We start from the raw sequence: 20,894 nt of genomic DNA, 5'->3' as shown, positions 1-20,894 counted from the left end.
AGCGGCCTTCGACACAACGAGACACCGCAAGACCGCCGGTCCGCATGTCGGGCCTACGGCCGACAGAACGAGGCGCCGCCGGGCAAGGGCCCCGCGGCGATACGGGCATGACGAATACCGCCGTCGCGAATGGATCCGGCGCCACGGATCCCAAACGCATTTTCCGCCGCACCGAATCCACGGCCGCCGGCGAGGGGGTCAACGCGGTCAGCCGCATCACCCGGATGTGCCTGGCCTATCCCGGCCGGGTCGCCGTCGCGATGATCGCCACCGTGCTGGCCGCCGCCGCGCAGCTGTCGATCCCCGTCCTGCTGGGGCGGGCGGTCGACGCCACGCAGGCCATCGGCAGCGCCACCGCCGACGAGGCCGCCCTGCGGACCATCGCGCTGACGCTGCTCGCCGTCTCGGTCCTCCGCGGGCTCTTCACCCTGGCGCAGAACTACAGCGCCGAGAGCGTCGGCCACGCCCTCGCCCACGATCTGCGGCTGGCCGTCTACGACAAGATCCAGCGCCTGCCCTTCAGCTTCCACGACCGGACCCATTCGGGCGACCTCATCACCGTGGGGATGCTCGATCTGGAAGGCGTGCGGATGTACTTCTCGACCGCGCTCGTCCGCACCGTGCTGCTGACGCTGCTGCTGGGGATCGGGGCCTACCTGCTGATCTCGACCCACGCGCTTCTCGGCATCCTCGCCCTCAGCTTCGCGCCCTTCGCCGCCTGGCGCTCGACCGCGATGCAGCTGACGCTGCGCAAGACCTGGCTGATCCTGCAGGAGAAGCTCGCCATCCTGTCCCGCGTGATGGAGGAGAACCTCGCCGGGATCCGCGTCGTCCGGGCCTTCTCCTCGGCCCCGCACGAGATGAAGAAGTTCGACGCCGCGAGCGAGGAGGCGCTGGCCCTCTCGCATCGCCGGATCGACGTGCGGGTGAAGTCGACCAGCGCCATGACGCTCGCCTTCTTCGCCGCGATGGGGGCGGTGCTGCTCTATGGCGGCACGCTGGTGGCGGAGGGCGAGATGAGCGTCGGCACGCTCGCCACCTTCCTCACCTTCATGACGATCCTGCAGATGCCGGTCCGGCAGCTGGGGCTGATGGTCAACGCCTATGCCCGCGCCTCGACCTGCGGCGCCCGCCTCTTCGCCCTTCTCGACATGCCGGTGGAGGTGGACGACGCCGAGGGCGCCCCGGACCTGAAGGTGACCGAAGGCACGCTGAGGCTCGACAACGTCGCCTTCGCCTATCAGGGGGCCGAGGGGCACCGGGCGGTGACCGGCATCTCGTTCGAGGCGCGCAAGGGCGAGACCGTCGGCATCGTCGGCCCGCCGGGATCGGGCAAGACGACGCTGATGCACCTGATCCCGCGCTTCTACGATGTCGATGCCGGGTCCATCACCATCGACGGGCAGGACATCCGCGACGTGACGCTCTCCTCCGTCCGGCAGGCCGTGGCGGTGGTGCAGCAGGACAGCTTCCTCTTCACCACCTCCATCGAGAACAACATCGCCTACGGCGATCCCCGCGCGACCGACAGCCGGATCGAACGCTCGGCCGGCTCGGCCCAGTTGCACGACTGGGTCGTCGGCCTGCCCGAACGCTACGGGACCGTCGTGGGCGAACGGGGCGTCTCGCTCTCGGGCGGGCAGCGGCAGCGCCTGTCCATCGCGCGCACGCTGATGCTGGAGCCGGCGGTGCTGATCTTCGACGACAGCACGGCCGCCATCGACGCGGGCACCGAGAGCCGCATCCGCAAGGGCCTGCGCGACTACGCGGCGGACCGCGTGACGCTGATCGTCGCGCACCGGCTCTCCTCCCTCTCGCATGCCGACCGGATCCTCTTCCTCGAGGACGGCCGCATCGTCGAGCAGGGCACCCATGACGAGCTGATCGCGCTGGGGGGCCGCTACGCCGCGCTGCACGAGCTGCAGATGCGCCCCGAGGCCGACATGATGGAGGCGCAGCCATGAGCCCCAGCCGCACCGCCGAGCCCGCAGACGATCACCGCGACGACGGCCGCCCGCGCCTGCGCGCCGTGGTCGGCAGCCACCGCGTCGACGAGGAGATCTTCGGTCGCGCCTTCGACGGCCGCGTGATCTCGCGCATCTGGGACTTCGTGGGCCCCTATCGCCGGCAGGTCGTGATCTCGGTCGTCGCGGTCGCCATCTTCACCCTCAGCCAGCTGGCGATCCCCCTGCTGATCCGCCACGCCATCGACAACGGCATGGTGGGCGGGGTGAATCTGCCCGTCCTCTACTGGACCGTCGCGGGCTTCGCCCTCGTCATCGCGGTCAACTTCGCCGCCTCCTGGGTGCAGGAGGGCGTGACGGGGCGGATGGCCGAGAACGTGCTCTTCGACATCCGCCGCAAGATGTTCTCGCACCTGCAGCGGGTCAGCCTGTCCTTCATGGACAAGACCGAGGTCGGCCGCCTGATGAGCCGCCTGCAGGGCGACGTGAACTCGATGCAGGAATTCCTCGAGACCTCGGTCCTGTCGGTGGGGGACATCCTGCTGCTGATCGGGATCGTCGTCGCGATGCTCTGGCTCGACTGGCAGCTCGGCCTGCTGGTCCTGTCCGTCCTGCCGATCCTGCTGATCGTGCGCCTCTTCTGGCTGCAGCGCGCCCGCGCCGCCTTCATGGCCGCCCACGAGGCGAACTCGATCACCAACGGCGCGCTGGCCGAGGCGATCCACGGCGTGCGCGCGGTGCAGGGGATGGACCGGGGCCGCGTCAACCACGGGCTCTATACCGGCCTCGTCGACGACAATTACCGGGCGCATCTGCGCGCCTCGCGGCTGGCGCAGATCATGATCCCCATCGTGGATTCGCTGACCGGCATCGCGATGGCCGTCGTGATCCTGGTCGGCGGCTACATGGTGGTCGAGGGCCGGATCGAGGTGGGCGTGATGGTCGCCTTCCTCTTCTACATCCAGCGCTTCTTCGACCCGATCCGTTCGCTCACCATGCAGTATTCGGTGATGCAGCGGGCCATGGCCTCGGGCCACCGCCTGACCGAGGTGCTGGACGTCGATGTCGACGTGACCGACGCGCCGGACGCCGTCCCGCTGGAGCGCGAGGACGACGGCTCGGTCGAGTTCGACCACGTGACCTTCGGCTACGACCCGAAGCATCCGGTGCTGAAGGACGTCTCCTTCCGCGTGAATTCGGGCGAGACGGTCGCCCTGGTCGGCCCGACAGGCTCGGGCAAGTCCTCGTCCATGGCGCTCATCCACCGCTTCTACGACGTGCAGGGCGGCGCGGTCCGCGTCGGCGGGCGCGACGTGCGCGACGTGACGCAGGCCAGCCTCGGCCGGCACATCGCGATGGTCCTGCAGGAGCCGTTCCTGTTCACCGGGACGGTGCGCGAGAACATCCGCTATTCCTCGCACTGGGCCTCCGACGCGGACGTGGAGGAGGCGACACGCGCGGTCGGCGCCCACGACTTCGTCACCGCACTGCCGCAGGGCTACGACACGATGCTGGACGAGCGCGGCGGCAACCTCTCGCTCGGGCAGCGGCAGCTGCTGTCCTTCGCGCGGGCGCTGGTGGCGGATGCGCGGATCCTCGTCCTCGACGAGGCGACGGCGAACATCGACAGCTACACCGAGATGCAGATCCAGCGCGCGCTCGAGACGCTGCTGGAGGGACGCACCGGCCTCGTCATCGCGCACCGGCTGGCGACGATCCGCAACGCGGACCGCATCGTCGTGCTCCAGCAGGGGGTGAAGATCGAGGAAGGCAGCCACGACCAGCTGATGGCGGCGAAGGGCCTCTATTCCCGGCTCTACTCGATGAACTATGCCAGCTTCGACGACATCCCTGAGGAGCTGACCGGAGAGGACCGCGCGCGGGCGACCTGAGGGTTGGCCGGGCGCCGGACGGGCACCGGCGCGGCACCGACGGGAAGCGGGTGGGTGCAACCCACCCTGCATGGGCGCGGTACCGGGACGGATGGCCCTTGCCGCGTAGGGTGGGTTGCACCCACCCGGCTCGCAACACGGCACCTTTTACCGGCGAGGTGGATGCGACCCACCCCGCATCGGCGCGGCGTCGAGGCGGATGACACTAATCCTGCCACCAATCTTTAGGGTGGGTTGCACCCACCCCCCCTGGCGACACGCCCCCCCGACATCCGGAGCGGCGGCGCCCCGACGCGACCTCAATCGGGGTGGTTCTCGATCACGATGCGGGACCGGTCGACGCCGCGCTCCATCAGCGCCTTCTTCAGCGCCTCCTCCATCGGGATCGGGCCGCAGATGTAGAAGTGCTGCCGCCAGTCGCGGATCTGTCTGTCGAGGAAGTCGCCGTCGATCTGCCCGTGCTCGAACCCGGCCTTGTCCTCCTCCGTCAGGACCCAGGTCGTCTCGAGCCCCGGCATCCGCTCCCATTCGTCGCGCAGGATGATGTCCTCCTCCGCCGCGTTCGAGAAGATCAGCCGGCAGCCGTCCAGCGCGCCGTCCTTCTCGCGCTGGCGCAGGATCGAGATGAAGGGCGTGAGGCCGGCCCCGCCGGCGAGGAAGGTGCCCGGCCCCTTGTCCTCGATCGCGCCCCAGATGCTGCCCATCCGCAGCGTGTCGCCGGGCGTCAGCTGGCGGATCTGGTTCGTCGTGCCGTCATGGTCCGGATAGGTCTTGATGACGAATTCCAGGTGATCGGCCTGCGGGTCGCCCGTCATCGTGAAGGGCCGCCCCTCGTCGCGCCAGCCGTCCTTGTCGACGGCCAGTTTCGTCGCTTGCCCGAGCGTCCACGAGATGCCCTCGGGCCGGGTCAGGACGAGGTGGAACGTGTCGTGGGTGACGGGCGCGATCTCTTGCAGTTCGATGATGTGCGTCATGGGGCCTCCTGAAGTCGAGGGGGGAACGAGGCCCCGCCCCCCCGGTTCCGCCGGCCGGGTCCAACCGCTGCCCCCGCATGCCCGCCGGTGCGTCCGCCCCCGGTCGCAGCGGCGGCTCGGGCCGTCCGCATCCTCCGCATCGCGCCGCGGCCGGGGGGCCGGAACGGAAACGGGCCGCCCGAGGGCGGCCCGCGATATCGCGATTCAGGATGCGGCGATCAGCGCTTGGAGAACTGGAAGCTGCGGCGCGCCTTGCGCTTGCCGTACTTCTTGCGCTCCACCACGCGGCTGTCGCGGGTCAGGAAGCCGGCGGCCTTGAGCGCCGAGCGCAGCTCGGGATCGTAGAGCTGCAGCGCCTTGGAGATGCCGTGCTTGACCGCGCCGGCCTGCCCCGAGAGGCCGCCGCCCTTGACGGTCGCCATCACGTCGAACTGGCCCTCGACGCCGGCCACCTGGAAGGGCTGGCGCAGGATCATCTGCAGCACCGGGCGCGCGAAGTACTTCGTGTAGTCGATGTACTCGCCCTTGTGGTCGCGGATCTTGAAGGTGCCGTTGCCCGGCTTGATCCAGACGCGGGCGACCGCGTCCTTGCGCTTGCCGGTGGCGTAGGAGCGGCCGTGCTCGTCGCGGACGGGCTCGCGCGGGGCGAAATCCTCGGCCGCGGTGCCCTGCACGCCGCCGACCTCGTTCGTCACGGCCTGGCCGAGCTCTTCGAGGGAATTGATCTGGTCGGCCATGATTACGCGGTCCTCGTGTTCTTCTTGTTCATCCCGGCGACGTCGAGCGTCTCGGGCTGCTGGGCGTCCATGCCGTGCTCGGCGCCGGCGAAGACGCGCAGATGCGTCATCTGCTTGCGGCTGAGGCGGTTGCCGGGGAGCATCCGCTTGACGGCCTGCATGACGACGCGCTCGGGATGCGCGCCCTCGAGGATCTGGCCCGTGGTGCGGGACTTGATGCCGCCCGGATAGCCGGTGTGCCAGTAGTTCGGCTTGTCGCGCTTCCTGCCGGTCAGCTGGACCTTGTCGGCGTTGATCACGATCACGTTGTCGCCCATGTCCATGTGCGGCGTGAAGGTGGCCTTGTGCTTGCCGCGCAGGCGCATGGCGATGATCGAGGCGAGGCGGCCGAGAACGACGCCCTCGGCGTCGATGACCACCCACTTCTTCTCGATATCCGCCGGGGTCGCGGTATAGGTTTTCATGTTCTCTCTCACGGTCTTGGGGGGATGGACCTGCGTCGCGTCAGCGAGCGGCCCGGCCCCCGGTCGTTCGGGCAATGGCGGCGTTATAGACATCGCGCGCGCCGGGTCAAGCCGCAGTTCGTCCGCAAACACAAGCCAAAACAACGACTTGCAATTATGGTATCCAGATACCTCATACTTGTCTGGCCCGTTTCCCCCGCCGCGCCATCTTGCCCGCCATGACCGATCCCCTGATCCTGACGCTCCGCCTCGACGCGGCCACCTTCGCCCGGCTCGACGCCGCGCGGCAGCGGCACTTCCCCGATCGCGGCTACACCCTGCCCGCGCATCTGACGCTCTTCCACAAGCTGCCCGGAGAGGCGCTGCCCGAAATCCACGCGCATCTGGCGAAGGTCGCGGCCGCCACCCGGGCCCTGCCCCTGCGGGCGGCGGAGCTGCTGGATTTCCGGCCCGGCGCCGCCGTCCGGTTCGAGGCCCCCGCCGCCGGGGCGCTGCGCGCCCGCCTCGCCCGCGACTGGCAGGGCTGGCTCACCGCCCAGGACCGGCAGGGCTGGCGCGCGCATGTCACCCTGCAGAACAAGGTCGCGAAGGAGGACAGCGCCTATCCGCAGCTCTCCGCCGGCTTCGCCCCTTTCGACGCCCGGGCGACGGGCCTTCTGCTCTGGCACTACCGGGGCGGCCCGTGGGCGCGGGCGGGCACCTACCCGTTCGCGGGCGAAGACGAGGGCGAGGAGGCGGACTCGGGCGGCAGCGAGTAGGTCAGCGACGCGCGCGCCACAGGTGCCTCCAGCCCGTCCTGGAAGATCAGGCAATCCCCGACCGCCAGGATCCGCCCGAGCTTGAGGATCCGGCACGCGCCGATCAGGTCGACCCCCGAAGCGGGGCGGCGCATGAAGTCGATCGCGCAGCTCGTGGTGACCGCCAGCGCCCGCGGCCCGACCTGCGCGAGGATGGCGAGGTAGACCGCGACATCGGCCAGCGCGAACATGGCGGGACCCGAGACGGTGCCGCCCGGGCGCAGGTGCTGTTCTGCCACCTTCAGCCGGATCCGGGCGGTCATCTCGCCCACCGCCTCGACCGCGAACTGGTCGGCCACCTGCGCGAAATCCCGCGCGAGAAAGGCCGTCAGCGCGGCCTCGTCCATCATCGGCATGCCTGTTCCTCCGGCGGGCGCCCCCCTAGGCTGGCCGATGAGGACAGGAGGAGACAAGCCATGACCGACCTCGTGGGACGCGACGACAGCGGCGGGGTCGCGACGCTGACCCTGAACGCGCCGGACAGGCTGAACGCCCTTTCGGACGCCATGCTCGCCGCGCTGCGGGCCCGGCTGGCGGAGCTGGCGGCCGACGATGCCGTGCGCTGCGTGATCCTCGCCGGGGCCGGGCGCGCCTTCTGCGCGGGCCACGACCTGCGGGAGATGCAGGACCGGCGGCGGCAGGCCGATGCCGGCGCCGCCGCCTTCCGCGACCTGTTCGAGCGCTGCGCCGGGGTGATGCTGGCGATCCGCGCCCTGCCCCAGCCGGTGATCGCCCGCGTCCACGGCGCCGCGGTCGCCGCGGGCTGCCAGCTGGTGGCGAGCTGCGACATGGCCGTCGCGGCCGAGGAGGCGCGATTCGGCGTGACGGGGGTGAATATCGGCCTCTTCTGTTCGACCCCGATGGTCGCCCTCACTCGCGCGATCCCCCCCAAGGCCGCGTTCGAGATGCTGACCACGGGCCGTCTGATCGCGGCGGAGGAGGCACGGGCGCTCGGCCTGATCAACCGCGTGGTCCCGGCCGAGGCGCTGGAGGCCGAGACCGCCGCGCTCGCCGCGCGTGTCGCGGGCAAGCTCGGCGCGGCCGTGCGGATCGGCAAGCGGCTGTTCCACGACCAGGCGGCGCTGCCGGAGGCCGAGGCCTATGCCCGCGCCGGGGCGGCGATGACCGAGAACATGCTTCTGCGCGATACGGACGAGGGCATCGACGCCTTCCTCGGCAAGCGGATGCCGGACTGGGCGACCTCGCCCGAGTGACCCGAGCAAAAAAGTCGGAAACGGATTGACCCGAGCGATAGCGTCGGACATAGAGCCTCCAACCGATCCCACGGAGACCCCGACGATGTCCCTGCGTACCGTCCTCGCCGCCTCGGCCGCGACCCTCGCCGCCGCCCCGGCCCTCGCCGACGTCAACATCTACACCACCCGCCAGCCCGAGCTGATCGAGCCGGTGATGGACGCCTTCACCGAGGAGACGGGCATCGCCGTCAACCTCGCCTTCGTGGACGAGGGCATCGTGGAGCGTCTGCGGGCCGAAGGCGCGCGCTCGCCCGCCGATCTCGTGATGACCGTCGACATCGCCAACCTGCAGCAGATCGTCGATGCCGGCGTCGTCCAGCCGGTCGACAGCCAGGTGCTGCGCGACGCGATCCCGGCCGAGCTGCGCTCGCCCGACGACCTGTGGTTCGCCCTGACCGAGCGCGCCCGCATCGTCTATGCCAGCCGCGAGCGCGTGGCCGACGGCGAGGTGACCACCTACGAGGCGCTGTCGGATCCCGAATGGGACGGGCGCATCTGCACCCGCTCGGGCCTGCACGATTACAACCTCGCCCTCACCGGCGCGATGATCGCCCATCACGGCGAGGACTATACCCGGGACTGGGCCGAGGGCGTGAAGTCCAACCTCGCCCGCGCGCCCGAGGGCAACGACCGCGCCCAGGTCCGCGCCATCTGGGCCGGGGAATGCGACATCTCGCTCGGCAATACCTATTACATGGGCCTGATGGTGAACGACCCCGAACAGCAGGAATGGGCGGACAGCGTGCGCATCGTCTTCCCGACCTTCGAGGATGGCGGCACGCATATCAACGTCTCGGGCATCGCGATGACGCAGGCCGCGCCGAACCGCGACGAGGCGCTGCAGCTGATGGAATGGCTGGTCTCGCCGCAGGCGCAGGAGATCTACGCCGAGGTCAACAACGAGTATCCCGTGATCGAGGGCGCCGCCCCGTCCGAGCTCGTCGCCTCCTGGGGCACGTTCGAGGGCGACCGCACCGACCTGAGCGAGATCGCCAGCCACCGGGCCGAGGCGCTGCGGATCATGGAAGAGGTCGATTTCGACGGCTGATACCGGCCGCGTCCGAGGGTCGCGGAGGACGGGCGGCCTCCCGGGCGGGGGCCGCTCGTTCGCATTTCGGGGGCGGCGGTGCGCCACGTCCGCCGCCACGCGCCCCGTTGCGCGGCGGCCCCATCATCCCGGGACCGCCGTCCTGTTCCAGGGCGACGCCAGGGTCGCCACCCTCGACCTCGCTGCCGTGGAGATCGCCCCGAGCGACGACCGAAAGGGGGGCGGACAATGCCCTTTCGCCTGCCTTTCGGGGCGGGCGGAGGGCCGGCGGCCGGCCATTCCCGCGCCCGGCGGCCCGGAACGGATGACAAGCCGCCCCTTTTGCGCCTAGGATGGGGGCGAGAGCCGTCCGCGACCCCGGGATCAACCGGGGCGGCAAGGGCGGCCCCACAGGCATCGAGAGCGGGACAATGACAGATTTCACACGGCGGGGCTTCGGCCTCGCGCTGGCGGGCGCGGCGACCGGGCTCGCCGCATGCGGCAATCCGATCGGCGGCGACGGGCCGGCGATCATCGACGCGCGCGTCGCGCAGACGCTGCAATACATGTACCGCGAGTTTCCCGGCACGCAGGATCTCGCCACGCGGGCCTCGGGCCTGCTGGTGATGCCGCTGGTGACCGAGGCGGGGATCGGCCTCGGCGGCGCCTACGGGCGCGGCGCCCTGGTGATCGGCCAGACCACGGTCGACTACTATTCGCAGGGCTCGGTCTCGGGCGGTCTGCAGATCGGGGCGCAGCAATACAGCCACGTCCTGTTCTTCATGACCCCCGAGGCGCTGATGGAATTCCGCACCTCCGACGGCTGGGCGGTGGGCGGCGACATCGAGTTCGCCTATCTCGACCGGGGAGAGACCCTGCGGGCCGAGACGACGACCTCGCTCTCGCCGGTGATCGCGGTGATCTTCGCCCAGACCGGGCTGCGCGTCGGCGCCACGCTCGAGGGGACGAAATACACCCGGATCATTCCGTAGCACCGGCCCCCCGGCCCCGGCCGGGACGTGCGGCGCGGTCCTCGATCCAGCCGCAGGCCGCCTCGAGCCGGCCCATGTCGCGCGCGCTGGACAGCGCGCCGCGCGCCTGCCGCGCGACATGCGCGGCCATCTCGCGCGCGGCCGCCTGCATGCCGGGATCGCCCGATCCGGCGAGCGCCCGCAGCCGGCCCAGCACGAAGAGCTGCACCTCGATCAGGTGCGCGCCGTCCCGCGCGATCGCGGCGAAGCCGTCGTCCAGCACGTCCTCGGCCCGCAGCGCCGGGATCGTCACGCGCGCGCCCTCGCGCGGCGGGGCGGGCGGCCAGGCGAGCTGCAGCACCCGGGCGATCCGTCCGGTCACGTCGATCGCGGTGCCGAGGTCGTTGACCCCGGGGCTGAGCGCCTTGGAGCCGAGCTCGCTCAGCTCGACGAGGGCGAAACGGGGATCCTGCTCCTCGGTCCGCGTGGCCCCCAGGTGCAGCGCCTTGCGCAGCCGCGCCTCGGTCCGCTCCGTCCCGCCCTCGATCCGGGCCAGCACCGCGCCCGCATCGAGAAAGGCGCCCGGGCCCGCGGCCAGGTGGATCCGCGCCCCGTCCGCCGCGGCGAGGCGCAGCAGGTCGGCGGGGTTGACCTGCTGCAGGTAGACCGGTTCCTCCACCCGGATCTCGCGGCCCGGGGGCGTGCCGGGCCCGGCCCGACCGAACTCGGCCCAGGCGCCGTCCTGACGGTCGCGCAGGGCCATCAGCCCCTCGCGCTCCACCCGCGCACCGAGATGGAGGAGCGAGCCCACCCCCTGCAGGTGGACCATCCAGCGCAGCATCTCGATCACGATGACCGCCGCCACGAGCAGCGTGGCGAGGAACAGGGCCGCGCGGTCGTCCTCGGTGAAGGTCGGCTGCTCGATCGCGACCAGCGCGGCCAGGGCGAAGATCCACGCCCCGATGAAGGTGGCGAGCGCGGTCTGGGTCGGCCGGTCGGTCATCAGGTCGCGGTGCATGCGCGGTGTGAACTGCTGGCTGGCCGAGCGGAACACGGTGACCACCGCCGTCAGCGAGAAGGTGGTGACGGTCAGCATCGAGGTTGCGAGGATCTCGAGCAGGCCCGGCAGCGCGCTCAGACCCAGCGCCTCGGCCACCCCGACGGGCACCAGCCCGCCGATCAGCCGCGACAGGCCGACGAGCGAGAGGCCGAGCACGGCCACCAGCACCGCCCGCACCCAGAGCCGCCGCCACAAGCGGCCGATCGCGCGCCTCAACCGTTCCGTCATCCGCCGCCCCCCTGGCCTTCCCGGGGCAAGCCGCCGCGACCCGCGCGGGTTCCCTTGGCGGGCGCCCCGGGGGACCTTAGGCTGCGCGCATGACCCCGATCCTGATCCTCGCGGCGGGCCGCTCGTCCCGGATGGCGCCGCGGGACAAGCTGGCCGAACCCGTGGGCGGCGTGCCGCTGCTGCGCCGGCAGGCCGCGGCCGCCGCCGCGACGGGCGAGCCCGTCTTCGTCGCCCTGCCCGGTCCCGATCATCCCCGCGCCGCGCTGCTGGAGGGCCTGGATGTCACCGCCCTCGTCATCCCGCGCGCGGCCGAGGGGATGGGCGCGACCCTGCGGGACGGCGTGGCCCGGCTGCCCGCGGCGCCGCGCTTCCTCGTCCTTCTGGCCGACCTGCCGGGAATCGGAACCGAGGAGATGGCGTCCGTCATCGCCGCCGGCGCGGCGGATCCCGGCGCCCGGATCTGGCAGGGCACGGACGCGGACGGCGCGCTCGGCCACCCGATCCTGTTCGACGCCGCGCTGCGCCCCGCCTTCGCGGATCTTGCGGGCGACGAGGGGGCCAGATCGATCGTCAGGAACCGCGGCGGCCGGCTCGTCCCGGTCCCCCTGCCCGGCCGCGCCGCCACGCGCGATCTCGACACGCCGAAGGCCTGGGCCGCCTTCCGCGCCGAGACCGGGCTCTGACGCCCCCGCGCGAGCGCGCCCCGGTTCGGGCCCGTCGCGTCCGCATCCATCTCCGGTTTGCCCGCGCGACCCGGCGCCGAACTTCAGGGCAGGCCGGCCGCCCCGCCCGATCCCCGCCGCGGCGACGGAGCACCCCTCCAGCATCTCCCATCCCGCCGGATCGGTGGCCCCGGGGGCGGAGTCGCCCGTGCCTCTCGTTCCGGATCGGTCCGCGACCGGCTCCCGCCGGCCGGTCTTCCGGCTGGCGCCTGCCCCCTCGACGGAAACGGGGACGGCGCCCCCCGGCAGCCGTCCCCGTCCCGCGCGACCGCCGCCCCTCAGCCCGGGGGCGGCGGAGCGAGCCGTATCAGTTTCCCGCGACCAGCAGCCTGGCCTCGTACTTCTTCAGCGAGCGGCGCGCCGAGGCGTAGCCCTCGATCCCGGAGGTGGTGGCCAGTTCGGGAAACAGCTCGAGGATCTCGGCCCGCTGGGCGCCGCCGATGCCCTTGAGGCTGTAATCGCCGGGCTGGAAGCTCTCGGTCCAGGCGCCGTTCGACAGGACGACCTCGTGCCGGTCGAACATGAAGTGGATGTAGCTGACGCTCATCGCCTCGACCTGGTGGATGCCCGGCAGGCCGACGAGATGCTTCGCCGCGGCGAGGACCTCGCTCTCCTCGAAATAGAGCTGGGTCTTGTCCCCCGAGACGAGGAGCCGGTGGTTCGGCGAGACGGTGATGTCCCGCTCGGGCAGACCGTTGCCGAGGGCGCCGGCCTTGATCAGCACCGGCTGCAGGTGCCGCGCCTTCTGCAGAGCCGCGCCCGACATCTCCTTGCGGCCGGCCCAGCGGATCTCCTGGATGCCGTTGTCCCGGGTGATGATCCGGTCGCCCTCGCGCAGGTCCTCGACCCGCCGCTCGCCCCGCGGGGTGGCGATCAGGGTCCCGGGGGTGAAGCAGGGCACGACGTTCTCGATCTCCTCGAAGGTCATGGTCGAGCCGTCGAGGAAGGTGACGATCCCGTCCTCGCGGTCGGCGGAGGTGTAGGTGATGAAGTCGACGCCGGACCCGGTCAGGTCGAGCGTGTCGAAATCGTCGCCGCCCGCGCCGCCATCGACGTGGTCGCCGCCATTGCCGCCGAAGAACATGTCGCGATCGTTGCCGCCGAAGAGCTGGTCGTTGCCCTGCCCGCCGATGACCGTGTCGTCGCCCTGGCCCCCGTAGATCGTGTCGTCGTCGATCTGCCCGTCGAGATGATCGTTGCCGCCGCCGCCGTAGATGACGTCGTCGTCGTCCTCGCCATAGACGGTGTCGTCGCCGGCGCCGCCGTAGATCGTGTCCATCCCGTTATCGGTGACGAGGTCGCCCTCGTCGTCGCGGATGTTCAGCTCGTCGGGGAAGCGCGGGTCGAGACCGCCGTAGATGAGGTCGTTGCCGGCGCCGCCGTAGATCTCGTCGTTGCCTTCGCCGCCCACGATGGTGTCGTCGCCCTGGTCGCCATGGACCAGGTCGTCGTCGATCCCGGCGTCGAGCGTGTCGTCGCCGAGGCCGCCGTAGATCGTGTCGCGGTCGTCGCCGGTGCGGACGATGTCGTCGCCGTCGCTGGCATAGACCACGTCGCGGTCGTCATAGGGGTCGGGATCACCCGGCACGCCCGGGTAGGGATTGTCGAACCGGCCGAGTCCGCCGGCAGAGCCGTCGATCACGTCGTTGCCGATCCCGCCGTAGATCGTGTCGCTGCCGCTGCCGCCGAGGATGCTGTCATCGCCGGGGCCGGAGAGGCGGATCGTGTCGTCGCCGCTGCCGCCGTAGACGGTGTCCGAGCCCGAGCTGTCCTGGATGTAGTCGTTGCCCGCGGCGCCATTCATGATGTCGTCGCCGGTATTGCCGAAGATCGTGTCGTCGCCGGCCCCGCCCGAGATCGAATCGTTGCCCGCGCCGCCGTAGATCTCGTCGTTGCCGTCGAGGCCGCGGATCGTGTCGTCGCCGCCATAGCCGTAGACGAGGTCGTCGTTGCCCACCTCGCCCGGCAGCAGCGCGTCGTTGTTGTCGATGCGGTCGCCCTCGGGATCGCCGTCATAGCCCAGGTCGATGACGTCGTTGCCCGACGTGCCCTCGACCGTTCCGTCCGGGCCGGCCGGCGGCACCGGCGGGTCGGTCTTGATGTGCTCGATCTCCTCGAAGCGGAAGCTCTCGCCCGTCGGCTTGCCGTCTTGGCCGAGGAACTCGACCGTGCCGTTGTAGCCGTTGCCGTTCGCGTCGGTCACGAGGTCGACGACGCGGTAGCTGCCTTCTGCCAGGCCGGACAGGTCGAGCGTGTCGTTGTCGTCGCCTTCCTCGCCGCCGTAGATCAGGTCCCCCGCGGTGCCGCCCACGATCACGTCGGCATCGGCGCCGCCGCCGATGAAGTCGACGCCCTCGCCGCCATAGATCGTGTCGGCCCCGTCATCGCCCTTCAGCGTGTCGTTGCCGGTGCCGCCGTAGAGCACGTCGTCGCCCTCGCCGCCGCGCAGGAAGTCGTCGCCCTCGTTGCCGTAGACCGTGTCGTTGCCCGCGCCCGCATAGGCGAAATCGGCATCCGCGCCCATCTCGATCGTGTCGTCGCCAGCGCCCGCGGTCACGGTGTCCTCGCCGTTGCCCGCGATGATGCGGTTCGTCGCGCCCGGCGCAGTGTCGATGCGGTTGCCGCTCGCATCGATGAAATCGACGTCGATCTGGTCGTCTCCGGTCGTGCCATTCACGGTCGGCATGGTCGAAACTCCTCTCCCCCCAGGGGGCGGCGGCTGGGCCGCGGGTGACATCTCCGGCCCGGCGCACAAAGCCGGGCCGTGCGGCCGGAGGGTGTCCGGCCGGCTGATTTGTTCCGCTAGAGATGGACCCGACCGGGCCCGCTCGCAGACACTGGACAGTTCCGCGTTCCGACGTCCGGTCCGCGCGGCCACCCCCATGGCCGGTGCCCCGATCGGGGCCTGCGGTCAGAGATAGAGACCCGTTCACGGCAAACAAAGCGAAAAGTGTTCGGAACGCGGCCGCCACGGGGCGCCGCGTCGTCCAGACGGCCTTAGGGCGGCCGTCATTCCGCCGAGACGGGGCGGGGATTGTTTCTCGATCCTGATGCAAACCGCGCGGGCCGTCCGGGCAGGACCCGAGGAATCCGCAGGATTGAATGAGATCCGCTTCAGTTCCGCATCGACATCGTCTTCGTATGGGAAACTATCGCCATACAGAGGGATCGCCGGTCAAGCGCCTCATTTCCGCCATCTTCGACCGGATCGGCCGTCGAATCGAGCGAACCAATTCGGCCGGTCGGAATAGATTGGCGCGGCACCGGCAACGCGGTTGCCGGAATCGCGGCGAAAGTAAGGCAACCTGAGGATGAACGCCCGAACAACCGAAAGGCGAACGAGTCGGCCGCCCGACAGGATGTCCGGGGATCGCGTCGCTGGTACCGGTGGTCGGACTCGAACCGACATGCCCTTTCGGACGGGGGATTTTGAATCCCCTGCGTCTACCATTCCGCCACACCGGCCCGAGGGCCGCGCCTATCGCGCCCGGCCGCCCCGCCCGGCAATAGCCGCGCCCCCGTGAGCCGTCAATGAAGGGGGCGGCGGCGTCCCGAGCGATCCGGGCTCAGAGCCCGGTATCGCAGGCGGCGAGCTCGCCGCTGGCATAGCCGCGGTCGAACCAGCCGCGACGCTGCTCGGACGTGCCGTGGGTGAAGGTCTCGGGCCGGACCACGCCGCCCGATTGCCGCTGCAGCGCGTCGTCCCCGATCCGCGCCGCGGCGTTCAGCGCCTCGTCGATGTCGCCGGGATCGAGCACGCCGAGATCCGCCTCGGCGTAGCGCGCCCAGATGCCGGAATAGCAGTCCGCCTGCAGCTCGATCCGGACGCTGATCTCGTTCGACCGCGCCTGCCCGACCTGCTGGCGCAGCGCGTTCGCCTCGCCCAGCGTGCCGAGGACGTCCTGCACGTAATGGCCGACCTCGTGCGCCACGACATAGGCGGCGGCGAAATCGCCCTGCGCGCCCAGCTGGTTCTGGAGGACAGCGAAGAAGTCCGTGTCGAGATAGACCTTGCCGTCGGCCGGGCAGTAGAACGGGCCGGTCGCCGCGCTGGCCTGGCCGCAGGGCGAGCGCGTCGAGCCGGAGAAGAGCACGAGCGTCGGCTCGGAATAGTCGGCGCCCAGCTGCTCGGCGAAGATCGTGGTCCAGACCTCCTCGGTATCGGCGAGGACGACGGACACGAAATCCCCCGCAGCCCGGTCCGCCTGCGTGACCTCGCGCGGGGCGGCGACCTGTCCGCCTCCCTCGTCCAGCAGTCCGGTGACGTCGATGCCGAGGGCCCAGCCGATGACCAGCACCGCCACGAGGCCCAGCCCGCCGAGGCCGCCGACAGCCGCGCCGCCCCCCCCGCCGCGCCGGGTGATGCGGCCCCGCGGCACGCGGAACGCGCCGCCGCCGGGGGCGCCGCGCCGATCCTCGATGTTGCTGCTGCCCCTGCGTCCGCGCCACTTCATCGGCTTTCTCCGTCCGGTTCCGGTCCACACGCGGAGTTGACCCCGCCCGACCCTCATGCGCTAAGGCCGCGATCCGCCCTGGAGTTCCCCGACCCGATGCTGCGCACCCTCTACGACCGGACCCTGGCGCTTGCCGGGCATCGCCATGCGCTGTGGTTCCTCGCCGCGATCGCCTTCGTCGAGAGTTCGGTCTTTCCGATCCCGCCGGACGTGCTCATCATTCCGATGGTGCTGGCCCGGCCGCGCCGGGCCTGGCTGATCGCCGCCGTGGCGACACTGTCCTCCGTCGCGGGGGCGCTGCTCGGCTACTACATCGGCTGGGGACTGTTCGAGAGCGTGGGCCGCCCGGTCCTCGACTTCTATCACAAGGCCGAGGATTTCGACGCCTTCGCGCTGCGCTACAACGAATGGGGCGCCTGGGCGGTGCTGGTCGCGGGCGTCACCCCCTTCCCGTTCAAGGTCATCACCATCGCCTCGGGCGCGACCGGGCTGTCGCTGCCGGTCTTCGTCCTCGCCAGTCTCGTGGCGCGGGGCCTGCGCTTCTTTCTCGTCGCGGGCCTGCTGCGCGTGATCGGCGCGCCGGCCAAGGCCTTCATCGAGGAGCGGCTGGGCCTCGTCTTCACAATCTTCTGCGTCTGTCTCTTCGGCGGCTTCGCCCTCGTCCGCTACATGTGACCGCACCGTGCCGGCGGGGGCCGGCGGGGGCCGGTCCGCCGTTGACGCGGGCGCCTCCTGCGGGCAGGACATCGCCATGACACGCACCGCCCTCGTCGCCCTCGCCACGATCGGATCCGCCCTGCTGCTCGGCGGGGCCTTCCTGTTCCAGTCCTTCGGCTGGCAGCCCTGCCAGATGTGTCTGTGGCAGCGCTGGCCCCACGCGGCGGCGATCGTGATCGGTGTGGCCGCCCTCGCCTCCGGAATGCGGGCCCTGTCGCTGGCCGGCACGCTGGCCGCGATCGTCGCGGCCGGCCTCGCGATCTTCCACACCGGGGTGGAACGCGACTGGTGGCAGGGACCGGCCACCTGCGCCTCGTCCGGGCCGGGAGTCGGCGGGCTGTCGACGGGCGACCTCCTGGCGGTGGACGGGCCGGGCCTCGTCCAGTGCGACGCGTTCAACGCCTTCTTCCTCGGCCTGTCGATGGCGAACTGGAACGCGATCTTCTCGCTGATCCTGGTCGGCATCTGGCTCGCCGCCTGGCGCGCGCCGGAATAGCGGGCCGATAACGCCGCGTGACGGTGCATCCGGGCTGGCCGTGGCGCGCCGGCCCGGGCAGGATCGGGCCATGACGCACGACATCCACCTGATCGGGATCCCGATGGATTCCGGCAAGCGGCGCCGGGGCTGCCTGATGGGACCCGACGCCTACCGCACCGCCGGCCTCGCCGAGGCGCTGTCGGGGCTCGGCCATGCCGTGACCGACCACGGCAACCTCGCCCCCGACCCGGTCGAGGCCGCGCCCCCCGCCCCGCATGTCCACGCCTGGGCCGAGACGATCGGCTGGACCCGCGCGATCCGCCGCGCGGCGGAAGGGACGGCGCCGGCCGGCATCCCGGTCTTCATGGGGGGCGACCACGCGCTCTCGCTCGGCTCGGTCACCGGGATGGCCGCCGTCGCCGATGCGGAGGGTGCGCCGCTCTTCGTCCTCTGGATCGACGCGCATACCGACTTCCACACGCCCCTCACCTCGGACAGCGGCAACCTCCACGGCACCCCGATGGGTTATGCGGCGGGCCGCGAGGGGTTCGACGGCTTTCCGGACCTCGCCGCCCCGATCCCGCTCGAACGGGTCGGGATGATCGGCCTGCGCAGCGTCGATCCGCCCGAACGCGAGGCGCTGGAGGCCGGTCAGGCCTGGCTCGCCGACATGCGCGCCATCGACGAGGACGGAATCCGCGCGCCGCTCGCCGCCTTTCTCGACCGGGTGGCCGAGGCGGGCGGGCGGCTGCACGTCTCGCTCGACGTGGATTTCCTCGACCCCTCCGTCGCGCCGGCCGTGGGCACCACCGTCCCCGGCGGCGGCACGGTCCGAGAGGGGCATCTCATCATGGAGATGATCTCGGACAGCGGCCTGCTGCGCTCGCTCGACCTGGTCGAGCTCAATCCCTTCCTCGACGAGCGAGGGCGCACAGCCTCGCTCATGGTCGATCTCGCCGCCTCGCTCTTCGGGCGACGCGTCTTCGACCGGCCGACACGCAGCTACACGGGCAGGACACAATGACCACGATTCCCGGCCCCAAGGCCCTCGTTCCCTTCGTCAGCGTCGATCACATGATGCAGCTCGTCCACCGGATCGGGATCCGCCAGATGTTCCGCGGCATCGCGGCCGAGATCGAGCGCGATTTCCAGCGGTGGGAGAAGTTCGACAAGACGGCGCGCATTCCCGCCCATCACGAGCACGGCGTGATCGAGCTGATGCCGACCGCGGACGGCGAGATCTACGGCTTCAAGTACGTGAACGGCCATCCCCGCAACGCGCGCGACGGCCTGCAGACGGTGACCGCCTTCGGCGTGCTGTCGGATCTCGCGACCGGCTACCCGATCCTGCTGTCCGAGATGACGATCCTCACCGCCCTGCGGACCGCCGCGATGTCCGCGCTGACCGCGAGCTACCTCGCCCCGAAGGGGTCGAAGGTCATGGCGATGATCGGAAACGGCGCGCAATCGGAGTTCCAGTCCCTCGCCATGCAGGAGATCGTCGGGATCGACACGGTCCGCCTGTGGGACGCCGATCCGAGGGCGACCGAGAAGGCCGCCCGCAACCTCGCCGGCCAGGGGCTGACCATCGTGTCCTGCGCCACGGCGGAGGAGGCGATCCAGGGCGCCCAGATCATCACGACGGCGACGGCGGACAAGCGGAACAACACGATCCTCACCGACAACATGGTCGGCCAGGGCGTGCACCTCAACGCGGTCGGCGGCGACAGCCCCGGCAAGACCGAGCTGGCGCGCGGCATCGTCGAGAAGAGCACGATCTTCGTCGAGTTCCCGCCGCAGAGCCGGATCGAGGGCGAGGTTCAGCAGATGCCGCCCGACCATCCGGTGACCGAGCTCTGGCAGGTGATGTCGGGCACCGCGCCGGGCCGGATTTCGGCCGAACAGGTCACGCTCTTCGACAGCGTCGGCTTCGCGGTCGAGGATTTCGCCGCGCTCCGTTTCGTGCGGGGCAAGGCGCTGGAGACGGGGCTTCACGCCGATCTCGACATGATCGCCGACCCCGACGATCCGCGCGACCTCTACGGCATGCTGATGCGGGCCGCGCCATGACGATCACCCACGAGGACGAGCTCGAGGCGCTGAAGGCGATCGGCCGGATCGTCGCCGACACGCTGCAGGCGATGGGGCGGGCCATCGAGCCGGGGATCACCACGGCCGAGCTCGACGCGATCGGGCGCGACCTGCTGGAGCGCGAGGGCGCCGTCCCCGCGCCCGAGGCGGTCTACGGCTTTCCCGGCGCGACCTGCATCAGCGTCGGGACCGAGATCGCCCACGGCATCCCGGGCGCGCGCGCGCTCCGGTCCGGCGAGCTGGTGAACATCGACGTCTCCGCCAGCAGGGACGGGTATTTCGCCGATACCGGCGCGACCTTCCGCTGCGGTCCCGTCGCCCCCTCGCTCGACCGGCTCTGCCGGGACGGGCGGCATGCGACGCGGATCGGGATGGCCGAGGCGCGGGCGGGCCGGCCGCTCGGCGGCATCGGCGCGGCCATCGGCCGCTTCGCAGACCGCCGGGGCTACACTCTGATCCGCAATCTCGCCTCGCACGGGATCGGCCGGTCGCTGCACGAGGAGCCGGGCGAGATCCCGACCTGGCCCAGCCGCGACCGCCGGCGGATCGGGCACGGCCTCGTCCTCACGGTGGAACCCTTCCTCTCCGCCGGCGGACTCTGGGCCGAGGAGACGGGCGACGGATGGACCCTGCGGGCGCATCCCCCCGCGCCGGCGGTCCAGTACGAGCACACGATCGTCGCCACGAAGGGCCGGCCGATCGTCCTCACCCTGCCCGGCGCGGCCGCCGCCTAGTGGTAGCGGAACTCGCCGGTGACGTTCCGCCACTCGCCACTCGACATCCGCTTGCGATGGACGAACCGGACCGAATGGAGCGGCCCCTCGATCTCGTCCTGCCAGAACTCGATGAATCGGAAGAGCCGGGGATGATCGGGGGCGAGATCGTAGTCCTGCCAGACGAAGCTGTTGAGGACGCTGCGGTAATCCGGCATCCGGTAGAACAGCTCGGCCGTCGTCATGCCGTAGCCCCTGAGCATCAGCTCGGTCTCGCTCCTTTCTTCGCGGGGCCCCGCAGCGGTGCCCTCGGACGGGGTGGGTGTCGCCATGCCGTTCTCCTGCTCCG

The 20,894-nt window shown here is 70.9% G+C and carries 20 protein-coding genes and 1 tRNA gene; 12 read left to right on the top strand and 9 right to left on the bottom strand.

The annotated features are described in order from the left end of the window. Positions 1 to 107: 107 nt before the first annotated feature. Together BUE30_RS00690 and BUE30_RS00685 are read left to right on the top strand one after the other, a co-directional pair. On the top strand, positions 108 to 1,964 hold the full coding sequence (locus BUE30_RS00690) for an ABC transporter ATP-binding protein (RefSeq protein WP_073325705.1): 1,857 nt from the start codon (positions 108 to 110) through the stop codon (positions 1,962 to 1,964). After that, the gene (locus BUE30_RS00685) at positions 1,961 to 3,856 is read left to right on the top strand and encodes an ABC transporter ATP-binding protein (protein ID WP_073325703.1); all 1,896 of its coding nucleotides are present in this window, start codon (positions 1,961 to 1,963) and stop codon (positions 3,854 to 3,856) included. The genes BUE30_RS00690 and BUE30_RS00685 overlap by 4 nt, the downstream gene beginning before the upstream one ends. A gap of 299 nt (positions 3,857 to 4,155) precedes the next feature. On the opposite strand, the gene BUE30_RS00680 is transcribed toward BUE30_RS00685, so the two are convergent. The 3 genes from BUE30_RS00680 to rplM all read right to left on the bottom strand — a co-directional run bounded on the left by BUE30_RS00680 (position 4,156) and on the right by rplM (position 6,031). Beyond that, a complete protein-coding gene (locus tag BUE30_RS00680; protein ID WP_073325701.1) occupies positions 4,156 to 4,830 on the bottom strand; it encodes a ferredoxin reductase domain-containing protein in 675 nt (224 codons plus the stop codon). Between the two features lie 218 nt (positions 4,831 to 5,048). After that, positions 5,049 to 5,567: a 30S ribosomal protein S9 gene (gene rpsI / locus BUE30_RS00675; RefSeq protein WP_073325699.1), complete on the bottom strand. Its 519-nt coding sequence runs from the start codon at positions 5,565 to 5,567 to the stop codon at positions 5,049 to 5,051. 2 nt (positions 5,568 to 5,569) lie between these two features. Further along, positions 5,570 to 6,031, bottom strand: a complete 462-nt coding sequence (gene rplM, locus BUE30_RS00670) for a 50S ribosomal protein L13 (RefSeq protein ID WP_073325697.1) — start codon at positions 6,029 to 6,031, stop codon at positions 5,570 to 5,572. Between the two features lie 218 nt (positions 6,032 to 6,249). On the opposite strand from rplM, the gene BUE30_RS00665 reads away from it, so the two are divergent. Then, positions 6,250 to 6,789: a 2'-5' RNA ligase family protein gene (locus BUE30_RS00665; RefSeq protein ID WP_073325696.1), complete on the top strand. Its 540-nt coding sequence runs from the start codon at positions 6,250 to 6,252 to the stop codon at positions 6,787 to 6,789. Here the strand turns inward: BUE30_RS00665 and BUE30_RS00660 are convergent. After that, on the bottom strand, positions 6,732 to 7,184 hold the full coding sequence (locus BUE30_RS00660) for a PaaI family thioesterase (protein ID WP_073325694.1): 453 nt from the start codon (positions 7,182 to 7,184) through the stop codon (positions 6,732 to 6,734). The two genes, BUE30_RS00665 and BUE30_RS00660, sit on opposite strands and share 58 nt — an antisense overlap. Positions 7,185 to 7,244: 60 nt before the next feature. On the opposite strand from BUE30_RS00660, the gene BUE30_RS00655 reads away from it, so the two are divergent. The 3 genes from BUE30_RS00655 to BUE30_RS00645 all read left to right on the top strand — a co-directional run bounded on the left by BUE30_RS00655 (position 7,245) and on the right by BUE30_RS00645 (position 10,103). Beyond that, positions 7,245 to 8,042 (top strand): enoyl-CoA hydratase, encoded by a 798-nt coding sequence (locus BUE30_RS00655; protein WP_073325692.1) that lies wholly within the window; start codon positions 7,245 to 7,247, stop codon positions 8,040 to 8,042. 85 nt (positions 8,043 to 8,127) lie between these two features. After that, positions 8,128 to 9,132, top strand: coding sequence for a Fe(3+) ABC transporter substrate-binding protein (locus BUE30_RS00650; protein WP_073325690.1), 1,005 nt, complete (start codon positions 8,128 to 8,130; stop codon positions 9,130 to 9,132). Positions 9,133 to 9,542: 410 nt separating this feature from the next. Beyond that, positions 9,543 to 10,103, top strand: coding sequence for a lipid-binding SYLF domain-containing protein (locus tag BUE30_RS00645; RefSeq protein WP_073326494.1), 561 nt, complete (start codon positions 9,543 to 9,545; stop codon positions 10,101 to 10,103). Here the strand turns inward: BUE30_RS00645 and BUE30_RS00640 are convergent. Next, positions 10,093 to 11,358 carry a DUF2254 domain-containing protein gene (locus BUE30_RS00640; protein ID WP_170865600.1) on the bottom strand — a complete coding sequence of 422 codons (1,266 nt, stop codon included), beginning with the start codon at positions 11,356 to 11,358 and terminating at the stop codon, positions 10,093 to 10,095. The genes BUE30_RS00645 and BUE30_RS00640 overlap by 11 nt on opposite strands. Positions 11,359 to 11,459: 101 nt before the next feature. On the opposite strand from BUE30_RS00640, the gene BUE30_RS00635 reads away from it, so the two are divergent. Then, positions 11,460 to 12,053 carry a nucleotidyltransferase family protein gene (locus BUE30_RS00635; RefSeq protein ID WP_073325686.1) on the top strand — a complete coding sequence of 198 codons (594 nt, stop codon included), beginning with the start codon at positions 11,460 to 11,462 and terminating at the stop codon, positions 12,051 to 12,053. A gap of 346 nt (positions 12,054 to 12,399) precedes the next feature. On the opposite strand, the gene BUE30_RS00630 is transcribed toward BUE30_RS00635, so the two are convergent. From BUE30_RS00630 to ypfJ, 3 genes are all read right to left on the bottom strand, one after another. Continuing rightward, positions 12,400 to 14,778: a Hint domain-containing protein gene (locus tag BUE30_RS00630; RefSeq protein WP_073325684.1), complete on the bottom strand. Its 2,379-nt coding sequence runs from the start codon at positions 14,776 to 14,778 to the stop codon at positions 12,400 to 12,402. A 693-nt stretch (positions 14,779 to 15,471) separates the two neighbouring features. Then, positions 15,472 to 15,557: transfer RNA gene (locus tag BUE30_RS00625), tRNA-Leu, on the bottom strand. 101 nt (positions 15,558 to 15,658) lie between these two features. Continuing rightward, positions 15,659 to 16,546 (bottom strand): KPN_02809 family neutral zinc metallopeptidase, encoded by an 888-nt coding sequence (ypfJ, locus tag BUE30_RS00620; protein WP_073325683.1) that lies wholly within the window; start codon positions 16,544 to 16,546, stop codon positions 15,659 to 15,661. Between the two features lie 96 nt (positions 16,547 to 16,642). Here ypfJ and BUE30_RS00615 point away from each other — a divergent pair, with 96 nt between their 5' ends. From BUE30_RS00615 to map, 5 genes are all read left to right on the top strand, one after another. Continuing rightward, a complete protein-coding gene (locus BUE30_RS00615; protein ID WP_073325681.1) occupies positions 16,643 to 17,221 on the top strand; it encodes a YqaA family protein in 579 nt (192 codons plus the stop codon). A gap of 76 nt (positions 17,222 to 17,297) precedes the next feature. Then, complete coding sequence (locus BUE30_RS00610; protein WP_073325679.1) at positions 17,298 to 17,759, top strand: disulfide bond formation protein B; 462 nt, start codon at positions 17,298 to 17,300, stop codon at positions 17,757 to 17,759. A 70-nt stretch (positions 17,760 to 17,829) separates the two neighbouring features. Beyond that, on the top strand, positions 17,830 to 18,765 hold the full coding sequence (rocF, locus tag BUE30_RS00605) for an arginase (RefSeq protein ID WP_073325678.1): 936 nt from the start codon (positions 17,830 to 17,832) through the stop codon (positions 18,763 to 18,765). Beyond that, on the top strand, positions 18,762 to 19,811 hold the full coding sequence (locus tag BUE30_RS00600; RefSeq protein ID WP_073325676.1) for an ornithine cyclodeaminase: 1,050 nt from the start codon (positions 18,762 to 18,764) through the stop codon (positions 19,809 to 19,811). The genes rocF and BUE30_RS00600 overlap by 4 nt, the downstream gene beginning before the upstream one ends. Next, positions 19,808 to 20,566, top strand: coding sequence for a type I methionyl aminopeptidase (gene map / locus BUE30_RS00595; protein WP_073325675.1), 759 nt, complete (start codon positions 19,808 to 19,810; stop codon positions 20,564 to 20,566). The genes BUE30_RS00600 and map overlap by 4 nt, the downstream gene beginning before the upstream one ends. Here the strand turns inward: map and BUE30_RS00590 are convergent. Then, positions 20,563 to 20,877 (bottom strand): usg protein, encoded by a 315-nt coding sequence (locus BUE30_RS00590; RefSeq protein ID WP_073325673.1) that lies wholly within the window; start codon positions 20,875 to 20,877, stop codon positions 20,563 to 20,565. The genes map and BUE30_RS00590 overlap by 4 nt on opposite strands. Positions 20,878 to 20,894: the final 17 nt, after the last annotated feature.

The sequence above is a fragment of the Wenxinia saemankumensis genome (genome assembly GCF_900141735.1).
GTDB lineage: Bacteria > Pseudomonadota > Alphaproteobacteria > Rhodobacterales > Rhodobacteraceae > Wenxinia > Wenxinia saemankumensis.
The sequence above is the reverse complement of the archived record's forward strand: the minus strand, read 5'-3'. Positions and strand labels throughout refer to the sequence as shown.